This window comes from Roseateles sp. GW821-FHT09G03 (genome assembly GCF_059416045.1).
This window is the reverse complement of record NZ_JBWKOK010000004.1, coordinates 317,596-331,995: the sequence shown is the minus strand read 5'-3', so window position 1 is coordinate 331,995 and position 14,400 is coordinate 317,596. Positions and strand designations below refer to the sequence as shown.

At 66.4% G+C, this 14,400-nt stretch carries 15 protein-coding genes and 1 tRNA gene; 10 read left to right on the top strand and 6 right to left on the bottom strand.

Annotated elements, in window-relative coordinates; all coding sequences use genetic code 11:
- Window positions 1-103 precede the first annotated feature (103 nt).
- The gene (locus tag AC07OZ_RS16975) at window positions 104-397 is read right to left on the bottom strand and encodes a cold-shock protein (protein WP_495468548.1); all 294 of its coding nucleotides are present in this window, start codon (window positions 395-397) and stop codon (window positions 104-106) included.
- Window positions 398-574: 177 nt separating this feature from the next.
- Here AC07OZ_RS16975 and clpS point away from each other — a divergent pair, with 177 nt between their 5' ends.
- On the top strand, window positions 575-943 hold the full coding sequence (gene clpS, locus AC07OZ_RS16970) for an ATP-dependent Clp protease adapter ClpS (RefSeq protein ID WP_088405224.1): 369 nt from the start codon (window positions 575-577) through the stop codon (window positions 941-943).
- Window positions 940-3,264, top strand: a complete 2,325-nt coding sequence (gene clpA / locus AC07OZ_RS16965; RefSeq protein ID WP_495468265.1) for an ATP-dependent Clp protease ATP-binding subunit ClpA — start codon at window positions 940-942, stop codon at window positions 3,262-3,264. Before clpS ends, clpA begins: the two co-directional genes overlap by 4 nt.
- 182 nt (window positions 3,265-3,446) lie before the next feature.
- On the opposite strand, the gene AC07OZ_RS16960 is transcribed toward clpA, so the two are convergent.
- From AC07OZ_RS16960 to AC07OZ_RS16940, 5 genes are all read right to left on the bottom strand, one after another.
- The gene (locus tag AC07OZ_RS16960) at window positions 3,447-4,241 is read right to left on the bottom strand and encodes a M90 family metallopeptidase (protein WP_495468264.1); all 795 of its coding nucleotides are present in this window, start codon (window positions 4,239-4,241) and stop codon (window positions 3,447-3,449) included.
- Entirely contained in the window at window positions 4,238-5,077 is an 840-nt protein-coding gene (locus tag AC07OZ_RS16955) for a UDP-2,3-diacylglucosamine diphosphatase (protein ID WP_495468263.1), read from the bottom strand. The genes AC07OZ_RS16960 and AC07OZ_RS16955 overlap by 4 nt, the downstream gene beginning before the upstream one ends.
- Window positions 5,074-5,577 carry a peptidylprolyl isomerase gene (locus tag AC07OZ_RS16950; RefSeq protein ID WP_495468262.1) on the bottom strand — a complete coding sequence of 168 codons (504 nt, stop codon included), beginning with the start codon at window positions 5,575-5,577 and terminating at the stop codon, window positions 5,074-5,076. The genes AC07OZ_RS16955 and AC07OZ_RS16950 overlap by 4 nt, the downstream gene beginning before the upstream one ends.
- Before the next feature lie 12 nt (window positions 5,578-5,589).
- On the bottom strand, window positions 5,590-6,165 hold the full coding sequence (locus AC07OZ_RS16945; RefSeq protein ID WP_495468261.1) for a peptidylprolyl isomerase: 576 nt from the start codon (window positions 6,163-6,165) through the stop codon (window positions 5,590-5,592).
- A gap of 70 nt (window positions 6,166-6,235) precedes the next feature.
- Window positions 6,236-6,769 (bottom strand): tetratricopeptide repeat protein, encoded by a 534-nt coding sequence (locus AC07OZ_RS16940; RefSeq protein WP_495468260.1) that lies wholly within the window; start codon window positions 6,767-6,769, stop codon window positions 6,236-6,238.
- A 155-nt stretch (window positions 6,770-6,924) separates the two neighbouring features.
- Between AC07OZ_RS16940 and cysS the strand changes: the two genes are divergently transcribed.
- The 8 genes from cysS to AC07OZ_RS16900 all read left to right on the top strand — a co-directional run bounded on the left by cysS (window position 6,925) and on the right by AC07OZ_RS16900 (window position 14,386).
- A complete protein-coding gene (cysS, locus tag AC07OZ_RS16935; protein WP_495468259.1) occupies window positions 6,925-8,322 on the top strand; it encodes a cysteine--tRNA ligase in 1,398 nt (465 codons plus the stop codon).
- Complete coding sequence (locus tag AC07OZ_RS16930; protein WP_495468258.1) at window positions 8,322-8,975, top strand: DNA-3-methyladenine glycosylase family protein; 654 nt, start codon at window positions 8,322-8,324, stop codon at window positions 8,973-8,975. The genes cysS and AC07OZ_RS16930 overlap by 1 nt, the downstream gene beginning before the upstream one ends.
- A 2-nt stretch (window positions 8,976-8,977) precedes the next feature.
- Window positions 8,978-9,949 (top strand): acetyl-CoA carboxylase carboxyltransferase subunit alpha, encoded by a 972-nt coding sequence (locus AC07OZ_RS16925; protein WP_495468257.1) that lies wholly within the window; start codon window positions 8,978-8,980, stop codon window positions 9,947-9,949.
- Between the two features lie 73 nt (window positions 9,950-10,022).
- The gene (gene tilS / locus AC07OZ_RS16920) at window positions 10,023-11,414 is read left to right on the top strand and encodes a tRNA lysidine(34) synthetase TilS (protein WP_495468256.1); all 1,392 of its coding nucleotides are present in this window, start codon (window positions 10,023-10,025) and stop codon (window positions 11,412-11,414) included.
- Between the two features lie 38 nt (window positions 11,415-11,452).
- Window positions 11,453-12,724 (top strand): aspartate kinase, encoded by a 1,272-nt coding sequence (locus AC07OZ_RS16915; RefSeq protein ID WP_067269429.1) that lies wholly within the window; start codon window positions 11,453-11,455, stop codon window positions 12,722-12,724.
- A gap of 69 nt (window positions 12,725-12,793) precedes the next feature.
- A tRNA-Ser gene (locus AC07OZ_RS16910) sits at window positions 12,794-12,886 on the top strand.
- A 132-nt stretch (window positions 12,887-13,018) separates the two neighbouring features.
- Complete coding sequence (locus AC07OZ_RS16905; RefSeq protein ID WP_495468255.1) at window positions 13,019-13,660, top strand: FMN-binding negative transcriptional regulator; 642 nt, start codon at window positions 13,019-13,021, stop codon at window positions 13,658-13,660.
- An 81-nt stretch (window positions 13,661-13,741) separates the two neighbouring features.
- Complete coding sequence (locus AC07OZ_RS16900; protein WP_495468254.1) at window positions 13,742-14,386, top strand: hypothetical protein; 645 nt, start codon at window positions 13,742-13,744, stop codon at window positions 14,384-14,386.
- Window positions 14,387-14,400 lie beyond the last annotated feature (14 nt).

Below are 14,400 nucleotides of genomic sequence, written 5' to 3'. Positions count from 1 at the left end.
ACAGCGTTGCGTGTCGTCACGCGGCTTGGCATCTGGCGGCCGCAATGCAGAAAGCCCGCTTGCGCGGGCTTTCTTGTGTGCGAGGAAGATCAGCGGCGAATGTTCAAGCCGCCGCCTGCTGCCCCGCGTGGGTGTCCGCCATCAGCGGCATCCCGATCGGCGCGTCCAGGGGGACGTCCGAGCCATCGCCGCCGTCCAGCGGACGGATGTTCTGCGCCAGCTGGCCCTTGGGGCCTTGCACCAGCTCGTAGCTCACCTTGCCGCCCTGCTTGAGCGTCCGGAAGCCGTCCATCTGAATGGCTGAGAAGTGCGCGAAAACGTCGCCTCCGCCTTGTTCGGGCTCAATGAAGCCAAACCCTTTGGCATCGTTGAACCACTTGACCGTGCCTGTTGCCATGTTCTTCTCCATCCCGGTGTCTTTCTCGCACCGGGGCGGATTCTCAAATCCGTGTCAAGTCAGTGTCAATTGAGGAACTCCCCGGGGTACGGAGCCGCGAAGGTGACAAACTCGGGGCATTGACAGGCGGAAGCCTGTCCCCATGTAGGGTGCTCCCGCTGTTTATAGAATCGGTTCATGCCATTGTTTGCCCAACAGCCCCCACCCGCGGGACCACCGCCCGGCCCTCAGCCGCCGGGTCCGGAGGACGGTGGGAATTCGACCACGCTGGAGCGTGTCGCTCAGAAGACGGAGCCCCCGCGCCTGTATCAGGTGCTGATGCTCAATGACGACTTCACACCGATGGAGTTTGTGGTGATGGTCTTGCAGGAGTACTTCCGCCATGACCTGGATACGGCCACCCAGATCATGTTGAAGATCCATCACGACGGTCGTGGCGTCTGCGGTGTTTTCACCAAGGACGTCGCGGCCACCAAGGTCGAAATGGTGCTGGCGGCCGCACGGCGCGCCGGTCACCCCCTGCAGTGCATTATGGAGGCCGCATGATTGCGCAAGAGCTTGAAGTCAGCCTGCACATGGCGTTTGTCGAAGCGCGCCAGCAGCGCCACGAGTTCATCACCGTGGAACACCTGCTGATGGCGCTGCTGGACAACCCGTCCGCGGCAGAGGTGCTGCGCGCATGCGCAGCGAATATCGAGGACCTGCGCAAGTCGCTTGCGCAGTTCATCAAGGAGAACACGCCGACCGTCGGCGGCACCGACGAGGTGGACACTCAGCCCACGCTGGGATTCCAGCGCGTGATCCAGCGCGCGATCATGCACGTCCAGTCGACCGGCAACGGCAAGAAGGAAGTGACCGGCGCCAACGTGCTGGTCGCGATCTTCGGCGAGAAGGACTCCCACGCCGTCTACTACCTGCACCAGCAGGGCGTGACGCGCCTGGACGTCGTGAACTTCATCGCCCACGGCATCAAGAAGAGCGAGCCGCCCGAGCCCCCGAAGGGTCCGGAAGGCAGCGGCGGCGAGTCCGAGCGCGAGGAAGGCGAGGGCGGGCAGGGCCAGGGCGGCGGCAAGGGCAGTCCGCTCGAGCAGTTCACCCAGAACCTCAACCAGCTGGCCCGCGACGGCAAGATCGATCCGCTGATCGGCCGCGAGCTCGAGGTCGAGCGCGTGGTGCAGGTGCTGTGCCGCCGCCGCAAGAACAACCCGCTGCTGGTCGGCGAGGCCGGCGTGGGCAAGACCGCGATCGCCGAGGGCCTGGCCTGGCGCATCACCGAGGGCCAGGTGCCCGACGTGCTGGCCGAGGCGGTGGTCTATTCGCTGGACATGGGCGCGCTGCTGGCGGGCACCAAGTACCGCGGCGACTTCGAGCAGCGCCTCAAGGCGGTGATCAAGCAGCTGAAGGACCAGCCCGGCGCGATCCTCTTCATCGACGAGATCCACACCCTGATCGGCGCCGGCGCGGCGTCGGGCGGCACGCTGGACGCGAGCAACCTGCTGAAGCCGGCACTGTCGTCGGGTCAGCTGAAGTGCATCGGCGCGACCACCTTCAGCGAGTACCGCGGCATCTTCGAGAAGGACGCGGCGCTGTCGCGGCGCTTCCAGAAGATCGACGTGGTCGAGCCGACCGTCGACCAGACCGTCGAGATCCTCAAGGGCCTGAAGTCGCGCTTCGAGGAGCACCACAGCGTCAAGTACGCGCTGACCGCGCTGCAGGCGGCGGCGGAGCTCTCGGCCAAGTACATCAATGACCGTCACCTGCCCGACAAGGCGATCGACGTCATCGACGAGGCCGGTGCCGCGCAACGCGTGCTCCCGAAGAGCAAGCAGAAGAAGACGATCACCCGCGCGGAGGTCGAGGACATCGTCGCCAAGATCGCGCGCATCCCGCCGGCCTCGGTGTCGTCGGACGATCGTGGCAAGCTCAAGAGCCTGGACCGCGACCTCAAGAGCGTCGTCTTCGGCCAGGATCCGTCCATCGATGCCTTGGCTGCGGCCATCAAGATGGCGCGCTCGGGCCTGGGCAAGCCGGACAAGCCGATCGGCTCCTTCCTGTTCAGCGGCCCGACGGGCGTGGGCAAGACGGAAGTCGCGAAGCAGCTGGCCTACATCCTGGGCATCGAGCTGATCCGCTTCGACATGTCCGAGTACATGGAGCGTCACGCCGTCAGCCGCCTGATCGGCGCGCCTCCGGGCTACGTGGGCTTCGACCAGGGCGGTCTGCTGACCGAGGCGATCACGAAGAAGCCGCACTCGGTGCTGCTGCTCGACGAGATCGAGAAGGCGCATCCGGACGTCTTCAACGTGCTGCTGCAGGTCATGGACCACGGCACGCTGACGGACAACAACGGACGCAAGGCCGACTTCCGCAACGTGATCATCATCATGACCACGAACGCGGGCGCCGAGGCGATGAACAAGTCGACGATCGGCTTCACGACCAAGCGCGAGCAAGGCGACGAAATGGCCGACATCAAGCGCCTGTTCACGCCGGAGTTCCGCAACCGTCTCGACGCGATCGTCAACTTCGGCGCGCTGAACGAGGACATCATCCTGCGGGTGGTGGACAAGTTCCTGCTGCAGCTCGAAAGCCAGCTGGCCGAGAAGAAGGTCGAGGTCACCTTCAGCGACGCGCTGCGCAAGCATCTCGCCGCCAAGGGCTTCGATCCGCAGATGGGCGCCCGCCCGATGCAGCGCCTGATCCAGGACACGATTCGTCGTGCCCTGGCCGACGAACTGCTGTTCGGTCGCCTGATCGACGGCGGCCGCCTCAGCGTCGACGTCGACGACAAGGGCGAGGTCCTGTTGGACATCACGCCCAACAAGAAGGACAACAAGCCCAAGTCCGAGCCGGCCACGGCGGACTGACCCCGGCAACGCCTGACCCCAAAGCCCGCTCACGCGGGCTTTTTCATTGGTGCGGACCTCGCTGTTTCGCATCGGGAGAGCCCGGGCCCCGTCTCCGCAGCTTAAGGAGGGAATTTGTCGGCCGGGGCGGCCGACAAAGGAGGGAGACGGAGGAGACGGGGCCCGGGCTCTCCCGATGGTGCTCAGTCTTCGAGTGCCGGGTCTTGCCTGAAGAACCCGGCGAGCAGCCGATAGAGCCGGGGCTGTTCGACGAGCAGCTCGCGCGGCGCGACGAAGAAGGCCTCGACCGCGACGGCGAAGAACTCCTCGGGCGCTTCCGCGCCATAGGGATCGATGAGCGTCGCGACGCCCGCGTCGACCTGATCGCAGAACCAGTGCCACTCCGCTTCCATCGTCGCACCCCACTGCTGGCGCAGCGTCGGATCGTCGATGGTCGGCGCCCCGTCGGGTTCGCCGTCTCGCATGTCGAGCACGTGCGCGAACTCGTGGATCACGACGTTGTAGACGGAGTCGTGACCCTCGACGCGATCGGCGGCTTCGGGCGCGATCTCGCTCCAGGCGAGCATCAGCGGCCCGCCTTCCATCGCCTCGCCGGCCAGTGTCTCGTCGTATTCGTGGACGACGCCGTCCTCGTCCATCGTCTCGCGCGCGGCGACGACCTCGCCCTCGTGCATGACGATGCCGACGAAGCCGTCATACCACTCGAGCCCCAGACGCAGCACCGGCAGGCAGGCTTGCGCGGCCACCGCCACCGCGACCTCGTCGGTGACCTCGAAGCCGTTGACGCCGTGGAATTCCTTCGCCGCCAGGAAGAGCGAGCACAGCCGGCGCAGCTCGGCGCGGTCCGCCTCGCTGCGACGGGCGATGAAGGGGTACTGCGTGAGTGTGAGCTCCCACAGTGGGTCGGGAATCGCGAACTGGTCGAGCAGCTTGCGCTCGCGGCGTTCGCGCCAGCGTTGAAGCAGACCGCCGATCATGCGCCGAGGGCAACCTCGGTCGCCGAGGTCATCGGGGCGATCCGGCGCAGGCCGTCGGTGTCCAGCACGAAGACATCGCCGCGCCCGGAACCCTGGCCGACATGGTCGTAGTCCCAATCGGACAGCACGGCGCGCGTGAGCCCGTTGCCGAGATCGTGCGTCGCGGGTCGGTGCGTGTGACCGTGGATCAGCGTGTCGCAGCCCGACGCGCGCAGCCATGAGCGCGCCGCGTCGTCATCGACGTCCGCCCAGGTGGAAGGATCGGTCTGATGCATCCGGCTCTTTGCGCGCAGATGCCGCGCCAGTGCGCGTCGCGCGAAGAGTGGCATCGCCCGCAGCGCTGCCAGCACATCGGGCCGGCGCACGATCGCGCGGGCCTTCAGGTAGCCGACGTCGCCCAGACAGAGCTGATCGCCATGGCTCAGCAGCCAGGAGCGCCCGAACGCCTCCAGCCGTGTCGGATCGTTCAGCAGCCGCATGCCGGCATCCGCCGCCATCGCCTCGCCCAGCGCGAAGTCGCGGTTGCCATGCATGAAGAAGAGGGTCTTGCGCGACGAGACATCGCGCAGCAGATCGAGCGCGAACTGCTCGAAGGTCCCGGCCTGCCAGCGCGCGTCGTCGCCGATCCAGGCCTCGAAGATGTCGCCGAGCAGGAAGATCGCATCGGCCGGCGTGGCCGCCAGGTGGGCGCGGAATCGCGCCAACGTCGCCGGCATGTCCGGCGACAGGTGCAGGTCGGACAGCAGGTCGATCCGCCGCCAGCCTGCCGCCGCCCGCAGCGGTACCAGCGGCACCACCGCGCGGGGCAGCGGAAGGACGGCGGACCCGGGACTCACTCGACCGCGACGGCGCGCTCGATGATCACCGGATCGACCGGCACGTCGTCGTGGAAGCCCGAGCGGCTGGTCTTGACCTTCTCGATCTTGTCCACGACGTCCTGGCCGGCGATGACCTTGCCGAACACCGCGTAGCCCCAGCCCGACGGGCTTTCGCTCTTGAAGTTCAGGAAGTCGTTGTCGACCGTGTTGATGAAGAACTGGGCGCTGGCCGAATGCGGCGCGTTCGTGCGCGCCATCGCCAGCGTGTACTTGTCGTTCTTCAGGCCATTGTTGGCCTCGTTCTGGATCGGCGCGTCGGCCGGCTTCTGCTTCATGCCTTCCTCGAAGCCGCCGCCCTGGGCCATGAAGCCCTTGATCACGCGGTGGAAGATGGTGCCGTCGTAGTGGCCCTTGGCGACGTACGCCAGGAAGTTCTCGACGCTCTTGGGGGCCTTCGCGTCATCCAGTTCCACGGTGATCAGACCATGGTTGGTATGCAGTTCGACTTTCTTGCTCATGTCGTCAACTCCTTATTTCTCGACGGTGGCCTGCTTGATCAGGACGGGGGTGTTGGGCAGGTTCTGGAACGCCGGATTCTTCGGCGACGGCGCGGTCGGCACCGCGCGGATCTTGTCGACCACGTCCATGCCCTCGGTGACATAGCCGAACACGGCGTAGCCGCGGCCATCGGACGCGAAGCCCGGATCCAGCCCCGGGTTGTCCACGGTGTTGATGAAGAACTGCGAGGTCGCCGAGTTCGGATCGTTGGTGCGCGCCATCGCGATCGAGCCGCGGATGTTCATCAGGCCGTTGCCGGCCTCCAGCGGGATCGGCGGACGCGTCGGGCGCTGCTTCAGGTCGGCCGTGTAGCCGCCGGTCTGGATCATGAAGTCGCCGATGACGCGATGGAAGATCACGCCGTTGTAGTGGCCGGCCTTCACGTAGGCGAGGAAGTTGGCGACCGACTTCGGCGCCTTCTCCGCGTCCAGCTTGATCTTGATGTCGCCGGCGGTGGTGCTCAGCTTGACGACCTGGGCCTGGGCAAGCGACGCGGCGAAGCCCAGCACGGCGGCGCCGGCGGCGAGCAGGAATTTGGATGTCCGCATGGTCCTGATGTCTGTGTGAGGGGAGGGGAAGGCGGTGTTCGACGACGCGCCGTCGGCGCGCCGCCCGGGATCATCGCGCCTGGACGCCCTTGGCGTTGTTGAACGCGGTGACACGTTGCAACTTGACCTTCAGCGCGGTGTCGTCGCCGAGCGCCTGCTTCAGTGCGCGTTCGTAGGACTGCTGGGCCAGGCGCATCAGCACGTCGCCCATGTTCTCCTGCGCCTGCGCGTGGTCGGGCTGCAGGTCCAGGGCGCGGGTCAGCGACTGGCGCGCGGCTTCGTACTCGCCCCGCGCCGCGTGGATCACGGCCAGGTTGTTGTAGGGATCGGCCAGGTCGGGGAAGTCCTCGGTCAGGCTGGTGAAGAGCGCGCGGGCTCGCTCGAGCTGCTGCTGCTCGAGCAGCATCGTGCCCAGCGCGAAGCGCAGGCGCGGATCGTCGGGTGTGGTCTTCAGACCGGCCTCGGCGGTCTGGATCGCCTGGTCGCGTTTGCCGGCAGCCCAGAGACCTTGCGCGTCGTCGAGCGCCGCAGCGTGCGTCAGGGTAGCGCCGGTCATCGCCAGGGCGACACAGCAGAAGCGGATCAGGGCAGGAAGTCTTGGCATGGGGTCGGGCCGCTATACTGGCAGGCATTCTAGAGCGAGCTTTCGTGTCTCGCTCGTCGTCCGCTCGCCTCCCGGCCGGCTCCCCGGCCCACCCGCACCGCACCGTCGAATGCGCCGAACCTCGCGACCCGTCGCCGGTGCGGCGCGAGCCCCGTATGTCTTCCTTGCGCATCTACAACACGCTGGACCGCCAGCTCCAGGATTTCCAACCGATCGAGCCGGGCAAGGTCCGCATGTACGTCTGCGGCATCACGGTCTACGACCTGTGCCACATGGGCCATGCGCGCATGAACATCGCGTTCGACATCGTCTACCGGTGGCTCCAGGCCAGCGGTTTCGACGTCACGTACGTGCGCAACATCACCGACATCGACGACAAGATCATCCGCCGCGCGCTGGAGCGCGGCATCACGATCGGCCAGCTCACCAGCGACACGATCGCCGCGATGCATCGCGACTTCGACGCGCTGGGCATCGCCAAGCCGACGCATGAACCGCGCGCCACCGAGTACGTCCCGCAGATGCTGGACATCATCGGCAAGCTGGAAACGAAGGGCCTGGCCTACCAGGCCGACGGCGGCGGCGACGTGAACTACGCGGTGCGCAAGTTCGACGGCTACGGCAAGCTCAGCGGCAAGTCGCCGGACCAGCTGCGCGCCGGCGAACGCGTCGCGGTCGACGACGGCAAGCGCGATCCGCTGGACTTCGTGCTGTGGAAATCGGCCAAGGCCGAGGAGCCCGTCGAGGCCAAGTGGGCCAGCCCCTGGGGCGAGGGCCGTCCCGGCTGGCACATCGAGTGCTCGGCGATGAGCTGCGCGCTGCTGGGCGAACGCTTCGACATCCACGGCGGCGGCATGGACCTGCAGTTCCCGCACCATGAGAACGAGATCGCGCAGAGCGAGGGCGCCTTCGGCCACTTCGTCAACTACTGGCTGCACAACGGCTTCCTGAACATCGACGGCGAGAAGATGTCCAAGAGCCTGGGCAACTTCTTCACCATCCAGGAAGTGCTGGAGAAGTTCGACGGCGAATCGATCCGCTTCTTCATGCTGCGCACGCAGTACCGCAGCCCGTTCAACTTCAGCGACCTCAGCCTGGACGATGCGCGCACCGCGCTGCGCCGGTTGTACACGGCGCTGGACGCCGTGGCGCCGGCGGACGTGACCATCGATTGGGCGCAAGGTCCCGCCGCGGCATTCAAGGCCGCGATGGACGACGACTTCAATACCCCTGGCGCATTGGCCGTGCTGTTCGAGCTGGCCAACCAGGTCAACCGTGACCGGTCCGCACAGGACGCCGGTCTGCTGAGGGCGCTGGGCGGCGTGCTGGGCGTGCTGCAGCAGTCGCCGAAGACCTTCCTGCAAGCGGGCGCGGGCCTGGACGAGGCTGCGATCGAGGCGCAGATCGCCGCGCGCGCCGCTGCCAAGGCCGGCCGCGATTTCGCCGAGGCCGACCGCATCCGCAAGTCGCTTGCCGACCAAGGCATCGAGTTGAAGGATTCCCCGTCCGGCACGGCCTGGGTTCGCGTTTCGAAGGTGGGAGAGCAGGCCTGATGGCGCGTGTGGCGACCGCCGGGGTGACCCCGGACTATTGGGACGAGGCTTGCAGACACCTGGGCAAACGCGACCGGGTGATGAAGAAGCTGATCCCGCAATTCGGCGAGGCGCGGCTGCAGAGCCGCGGCGACGCGTTCACGACGCTGGCGCGTTCGATCGTCGGACAGCAGATCTCCGTGAAGGCGGCGCAGAGCGTGTGGGACAAGTTCGCCGAGCTGACCTCGGGACCTTCCAACCGCATCAAGCCGACCGAGGTGCTGGGCCTGGAGAAGACGGCGTTGCGCGCCGTCGGTCTGTCGGTGCGCAAGGTCGAGTACCTCTGCGACCTGGCGCAACATTTCGAAACCGGTCAGGTCCATGTGCGTCAGTGGGCGCAGATGGAAGACGAAGCCATCATCGACGAGCTGGTCGCCATCCGCGGCATTGGCCGCTGGACGGCGGAGATGTTCCTGATCTTCCACCTGATGCGGCCGAACGTGCTGCCGCTGGACGATCTGGGACTGCTGAAAGGCATCAGCCAGCACTACTTCAGCGACGAGCCGGTGTCGCGCGCGGAGGCCCGAGAGCTGGGCGAGGGCTGGGCCCCGTATCGCTCGGTGGCCACATGGTACATTTGGCGGAGCCTCGATCCGCTACCCGTGGATTACTGAGAATGAGCAAGAAACACTTCCTCGAATTCGAGCAGCCGATCGCCGAGCTCGAAACCAAGATCGACGAGCTCCGCTACGTGCAGAGCGAGTCCGCGGTGGACATCTCGGAAGAGATCGACCGCCTCGGCAAGAAGAGCCTGCAGCTCACGAAGGACATCTATTCGAATGTCCTGCCGTGGCAGGTCTACCAGGTCGCCCGCCACCCGCAACGTCCGCAGACGCTGGACTATTGCGCGGAGGTCTTCACCGAGTTCCAGGAGCTGCACGGCGACCGGCACTTCGCGGACGACGCCGCGATCGTCGGCGGTCTCGCACGCTTCAACGGCCAGGCCTGCATGGTCATCGGCCATCAGCGCGGTTCCGACGCGAAGGAGCGCACGCTGCGCAACTTCGGCATGCCGCGTCCCGAGGGCTACCGCAAGGCGCTGCGCCTGCTGAAGCTGGCCGAGAAGTTCGGCCTGCCGGTGTTCACCTTCATCGACACGATGGGCGCGTACCCGGGCATCGGCGCGGAAGAGCGCAGCCAGTCCGAAGCGATCGGCCGCAACATCTTCGAGATGGCGCAGCTGGAAGTGCCCATCATCGCGACGGTCATCGGCGAAGGCGGCTCCGGCGGCGCGCTGGCGATCGGCGTGGCCGACCAGGTGCTGATGCTGCAGTTCTCGGCCTATTCGGTGATCTCGCCGGAAGGCTGCGCGTCGATCCTGTGGAAGACCGCCGCGCGCGCGCCTGAAGCGGCTGAAGCACTGGGCATCACCGCACACCGACTGAAGGCACTGGGCCTGATCGACAAGATCGTCAGCGAGCCCGTCGGCGGCGCGCACCGCGATCCCAAGCTGATGGCGTCCAGCCTGAAGCGCGCGCTGGGCGATGCGCTCCGCCAAGTCTCCGATCTGAAGACCAAGGAACTGCTGGATCGCCGCTACGAGCGACTGCAGGCCTATGGTCGATTCAGCGACACCAAGAGCCGGTGATCCCGGCGCCGATACAGGCGCTGATGCCGGCATTGATCCGGGCGTTCCGGCCGGACCCGATCTGACCCGCCGCGTGATTGCGGTCGCCACCAGTGGCGGCCGTGATTCGACGGCGCTCCTCCACGCCACCGCTGTTGCAGCCCGCCCGCTCGGACTGCGCGTGGTGGCGTTGCACATCCATCATGGCCTGAGCGTCCACGCCGACGCGTGGCTGGCGCATCTGCAGGCGCAGGTCGACGGCTGGGCCGCCGAAGGCCTGCCTGTGTCACTGGTCCATGAACGCCTGAGCAGCGCGCCCGGACCCGGCGACAGCATCGAGGCCTGGGCCCGCGCCGGACGCCACCAGGCGCTGCAACGCCTGACCCTCGAAGCGGGCGCCGACCTGCTGCTGCTGGCGCACCATCGGCGCGACCAGGCCGAGACCTTCCTGCTTCAGGCGATGCGCGGCGCCGGCGTGGCAGGCCTGTCGGCGATGCCGCGCATGCAATGGCGCGATGGGGTGTGCTGGGCACGCCCCTGGCTCGATCGTCGGCGCGAGTCCATCGAGGCTTACATCGCCGAGCACGACCTGCGCTTCATCGAGGACGACAGCAACGTCGACGCGCGCTTCGCCCGCAATCGCCTGCGATTGACCGCCTGGTCCGCGCTGACGGCGGAGACCCCCGGCGCGGAAGCAGCGTTGGCGCAGGCCGCCGCGTGGGCGCAGGAGGCGGCCGAACTCCAGCGTGAGATCGCCGAGGAAGACCTCGCCCGCTGGTCCGAGGCTGATGGCTTGTCTCAATCCATGTTGGGCACGCTCAGCGCGCCGCGCGCATCGAACGCGTTGCGCGCCTGGCTGCATCGCGAGGCGGGCCGCACCGCGCCCGCGACGCTGGTCCGCCGCCTCATGGCGGAGGCGCCGGCCGCGACCGTGGCGCGTTGGCCGCTGGGCGACACCGAACTGCATCTCTATCGCGGCAGGCTCTTCGTGCAGGCGCCACCGCGGGTGCGTAGTCCCGCTCGAGCGGAGGCGCTGCCGGAATCGTTGCTGGGGCTCGGTGTCGCCGCCGCCGCGGCCGACGGCGACGATCTGCGGCTGTGCATGGATCTCTCCCGGCCCGGACTTCATCCGGTGGCCGCGTGGGGCGGCGCTTTCCATGTCGAACCCGTGACCACAGGGGGCGTCGCGCTTTCTGCGCTCAGCAATGTCGAGTTGCGCCCGCGCGAAGGCGGCGAGCAGTTCCAGGCGCATGCCAAAGGCCTGGCGCGTGCGCTCAGGAAATGCTGGCAGACCGCCGGAATCCCCGCTGTCCAGAGGGAAGGGCCGCTGATCTACGTCGATGGAACGCTGCTCTTCGCGCCCGGTCTGGGCATCGACGCGCGCTGGATCGCGCCCACCGATGAAGCACAAATGGCGCTCCGATGGGTGCCCGAGGCATGCGGATCCCGCATGGGCAGCGACGTTGCGGGCAAGGGCGCGTCTTAGAATCGCCGATCCACCCGCAGCAGGCCTCTGACACTCCCATGGCATTGATCGTTCACAAGTACGGCGGCACCTCGATGGGGTCGACCGACCGCATCCGCAACGTGGCCAAGCGCGTCGCCAAATGGGCGCGGGCGGGACACCAGATGGTGGTGGTCCCCTCGGCGATGAGCGGCGAGACCAACCGCCTGCTCGGCCTGGCCAAGGAGCTGTCGCCCGGCAGTTCGTCGCCGTCGCTGATGCGCGAGCTCGACATGATCGCCTCCACCGGCGAGCAGGTCTCCGTCGGCCTGCTGGCGATCGCGCTGCAGGCCGAGGGCATGGACGCCGTCAGCTACACCGGCTGGCAGGTCGGCGTGTCGACGGACAACTCGTACACCAAGGCCCGCATCGAGAGCATCGACGACGCCAAGGTCAAGGCCGACCTCGACGCCGGCCGCGTGGTCGTCATCACCGGCTTCCAGGGCGTGGACGAGGACCGCAACATCACGACGCTGGGACGCGGCGGTTCGGACACCTCGGCGGTGGCGATCGCCGCAGCGATCAAGGCCGACGAGTGCCTGATCTACACCGACGTCGACGGCGTCTACACGACCGATCCGCGCGTCGTGCCCGAGGCGCGCCGCATGAGCACCATCAGCTTCGAGGAGATGCTGGAGATGGCCTCGCTCGGCTCCAAGGTGCTGCAGATCCGCTCGGTGGAATTCGCGGGCAAGTACCGCGTCCCGATGCGCGTGCTGAGCAGCTTCACGCCCTGGGACATCGACATCGACGAAGAAGCCAAGTCCGGCACCCTGATCACTTTTGAAGAGGACGAACAAATGGAACAAGCCGTCGTCTCCGGCATTGCCTTCAACCGCGACGAGGCCAAGGTGACGCTGCTCGGCGTGCCGGACAAGCCCGGCATCGCGTTCCAGATCCTGGGACCGGTGGCCGACGCCAACATCGACGTCGACGTGATCATCCAGAACGTGTCGCAGGACGGGAAGACCGACTTCTCGTTCACCGTGCACCGCAACGACTACCAGCGCGCGATGGAGTTGCTGGAGAAGGTCGTGGGACCGGCGGTGCAGGCCGCCAAGGTGACCGGCGACCAGCGCATCTGCAAGGTGTCCATCGTGGGCATCGGCATGCGCTCGCACGTGGGCGTGGCGTCGAAGATGTTCCGCTCGCTGTCGGAAGAGGGCATCAACATCCAGATGATCACGACCAGCGAGATCAAGACCTCCGTCGTCATCGACGAGAAGTACATGGAGCTGGCGGTGCGCGCCTTGCATCGCGCGTTCGATCTGGACCAGGACATCGAGGCCTGATGCAGGAATGACGCCGGCGTTTCACTTGGAGCCGCGAAAAGCCATGCTATAGTCGCTGCTTCTCCGGTTGGAGACGTGACCGAGTGGCCGAAGGTGCTCCCCTGCTAAGGGAGTATGTGGGCAAAACCTGCATCGAGGGTTCGAATCCCTCCGTCTCCGCCAACCAGATGCAAACCCTCGCAGCGCAAGCTGCGAGGGTTTTTGCATTCTGGATTGCTGAATGCATTTCAGACTACTGGAGTAGGTCAGGAAAACTTTCAGCGGTCTCCCGGGGATGTGTCCTAAAGTCATCGCATGTACACGCCCAAGCATTTCGACCTGCCGGACCTGTCGCATGCGCGGCTGATGATCCAGGAGCATCCGCTGTCGACGCTGATGCTGATCGATCCGACGCACGGCCTGTCGGCGACGCCGGTGCCGATGATCTGGGGCGCGCCGACCGATCCCGCCGACGGCGAGGGCTGGTGGCTCGAAGGCCACCTGGCGCGCGCGAACCCGCATGTGGCCGCGCTGAAGTCGCCGGAGCTGGGCGAAGTGCTCGTGCAGTTCAACGGTCCGGGCGCTTACATCTCGCCGAGCCACTACGACACGCCGCTGTCGGTGCCGACGTGGAACTACCTGACCCTGCAGGTCCATGGCCGCGTGCAGATCATCGACGAGGAGCACGCGAAGGACGCGCTGCTCAAGCGCCTCATCGCGACGCAGGAACCCGACTACGCCGCGCAATGGCGCGGTCTGCCGGAAGACTTCCAACGCAAGATGCTGGGCGCGATCGTCGGCTTCCGCGTGCCGGTGGAGCGCTGGACGATGAAGGCCAAGATCAGCCAGAACCGCAGCGCCGTCGAGCGCGAGCGCATCCTGGCGCATCAGGAGCACCATGGCTCGCTGGAGGAGCAGATCCTCGCGAGATGGGTGCGGGAGCTGGCGCCGCGTTGATGCGCGACGGCAGACATGGGAGCGCCTGGCCGTCATCGAATCCTCAGCGTGTTGTCACGATCGCATCCGGATACTTTCGTGATGCTTCAATTCGCTCGACTCATCGTGGCTGCGCTGTTCTTGATGGCGCTCATGCCAGTGCCTTCGCGTGCCAGCCAACTCTCCCGATCGATCGTCTGCACGGTCGTCGACATGACCCAGGCGAGCGATCCCGTGAAGGACGCGGTGGTCGGACGATCGTGCGTCTACGATGGCTCACCTGATGCGCTCGAGTTCTACCATTTCGCCGCTCGGCGAGAGGGTCAGGTCTGCATCACTCGCGTGATCATGGCCATGCGTGACGCGAAGACGGGCCATTGGACTGACCACGGCCGGATGTTGGCCGATCACATGGCCGTCGCCGTCGACGGATGTCCTGAGCCAGGCAGCGACTCTTACGTCTCGGCCACGGGTCTGACGCCCGCGGAGTTCGCGGTGGTATATCCCAAGGCGACGGCGATGCTGAACGAGAAGGTTCTGGGACGGGATCTCTTCTTCTGCCGGAGGCAACCCAAAACGCCGTCGACGATCGGCGACCTCTCGAAGATTCCCGCGATGCTCGGAAGTCCGACCTACTTCGGCGTGCACGTGCGATCGAGCTGCGTCGACAACCAGTCCATCGGCTCGCTGACCTTTGAGGGCGAGATCGACCGCCTGAAGTTTCTCGGCTACCAGCCGTACTTCTGAACGATGACGGTTCG

Excerpts from the sequence above, each read along its gene's own strand:
- AC07OZ_RS16930 (WP_495468258.1), top strand. The coding sequence starts at position 8,322 with ATGGCGCGTGTGGCGACCGCCGGGGTGACCCCGGACTATTGGGACGAG.
- AC07OZ_RS16960 (WP_495468264.1), bottom strand. The coding sequence starts at position 4,241 with ATGATCGGCGGTCTGCTTCAACGCTGGCGCGAACGCCGCGAGCGCAAG.
- AC07OZ_RS16950 (WP_495468262.1), bottom strand. The coding sequence starts at position 5,577 with ATGAGCAAGAAAGTCGAACTGCATACCAACCATGGTCTGATCACCGTG.
- AC07OZ_RS16975 (WP_495468548.1), bottom strand. The coding sequence starts at position 397 with ATGGCAACAGGCACGGTCAAGTGGTTCAACGATGCCAAAGGGTTTGGC.
- clpA (WP_495468265.1), top strand. The coding sequence starts at position 940 with ATGATTGCGCAAGAGCTTGAAGTCAGCCTGCACATGGCGTTTGTCGAA.
- clpS (WP_088405224.1), top strand. The coding sequence starts at position 575 with ATGCCATTGTTTGCCCAACAGCCCCCACCCGCGGGACCACCGCCCGGC.
- AC07OZ_RS16900 (WP_495468254.1), top strand. The coding sequence starts at position 13,742 with ATGCTTCAATTCGCTCGACTCATCGTGGCTGCGCTGTTCTTGATGGCG.
- AC07OZ_RS16940 (WP_495468260.1), bottom strand. The coding sequence starts at position 6,769 with ATGCCAAGACTTCCTGCCCTGATCCGCTTCTGCTGTGTCGCCCTGGCG.
- cysS (WP_495468259.1), top strand. The coding sequence starts at position 6,925 with ATGTCTTCCTTGCGCATCTACAACACGCTGGACCGCCAGCTCCAGGAT.
- AC07OZ_RS16905 (WP_495468255.1), top strand. The coding sequence starts at position 13,019 with ATGTACACGCCCAAGCATTTCGACCTGCCGGACCTGTCGCATGCGCGG.
- AC07OZ_RS16915 (WP_067269429.1), top strand. The coding sequence starts at position 11,453 with ATGGCATTGATCGTTCACAAGTACGGCGGCACCTCGATGGGGTCGACC.
- AC07OZ_RS16945 (WP_495468261.1), bottom strand. The coding sequence starts at position 6,165 with ATGCGGACATCCAAATTCCTGCTCGCCGCCGGCGCCGCCGTGCTGGGC.
- AC07OZ_RS16925 (WP_495468257.1), top strand. The coding sequence starts at position 8,978 with ATGAGCAAGAAACACTTCCTCGAATTCGAGCAGCCGATCGCCGAGCTC.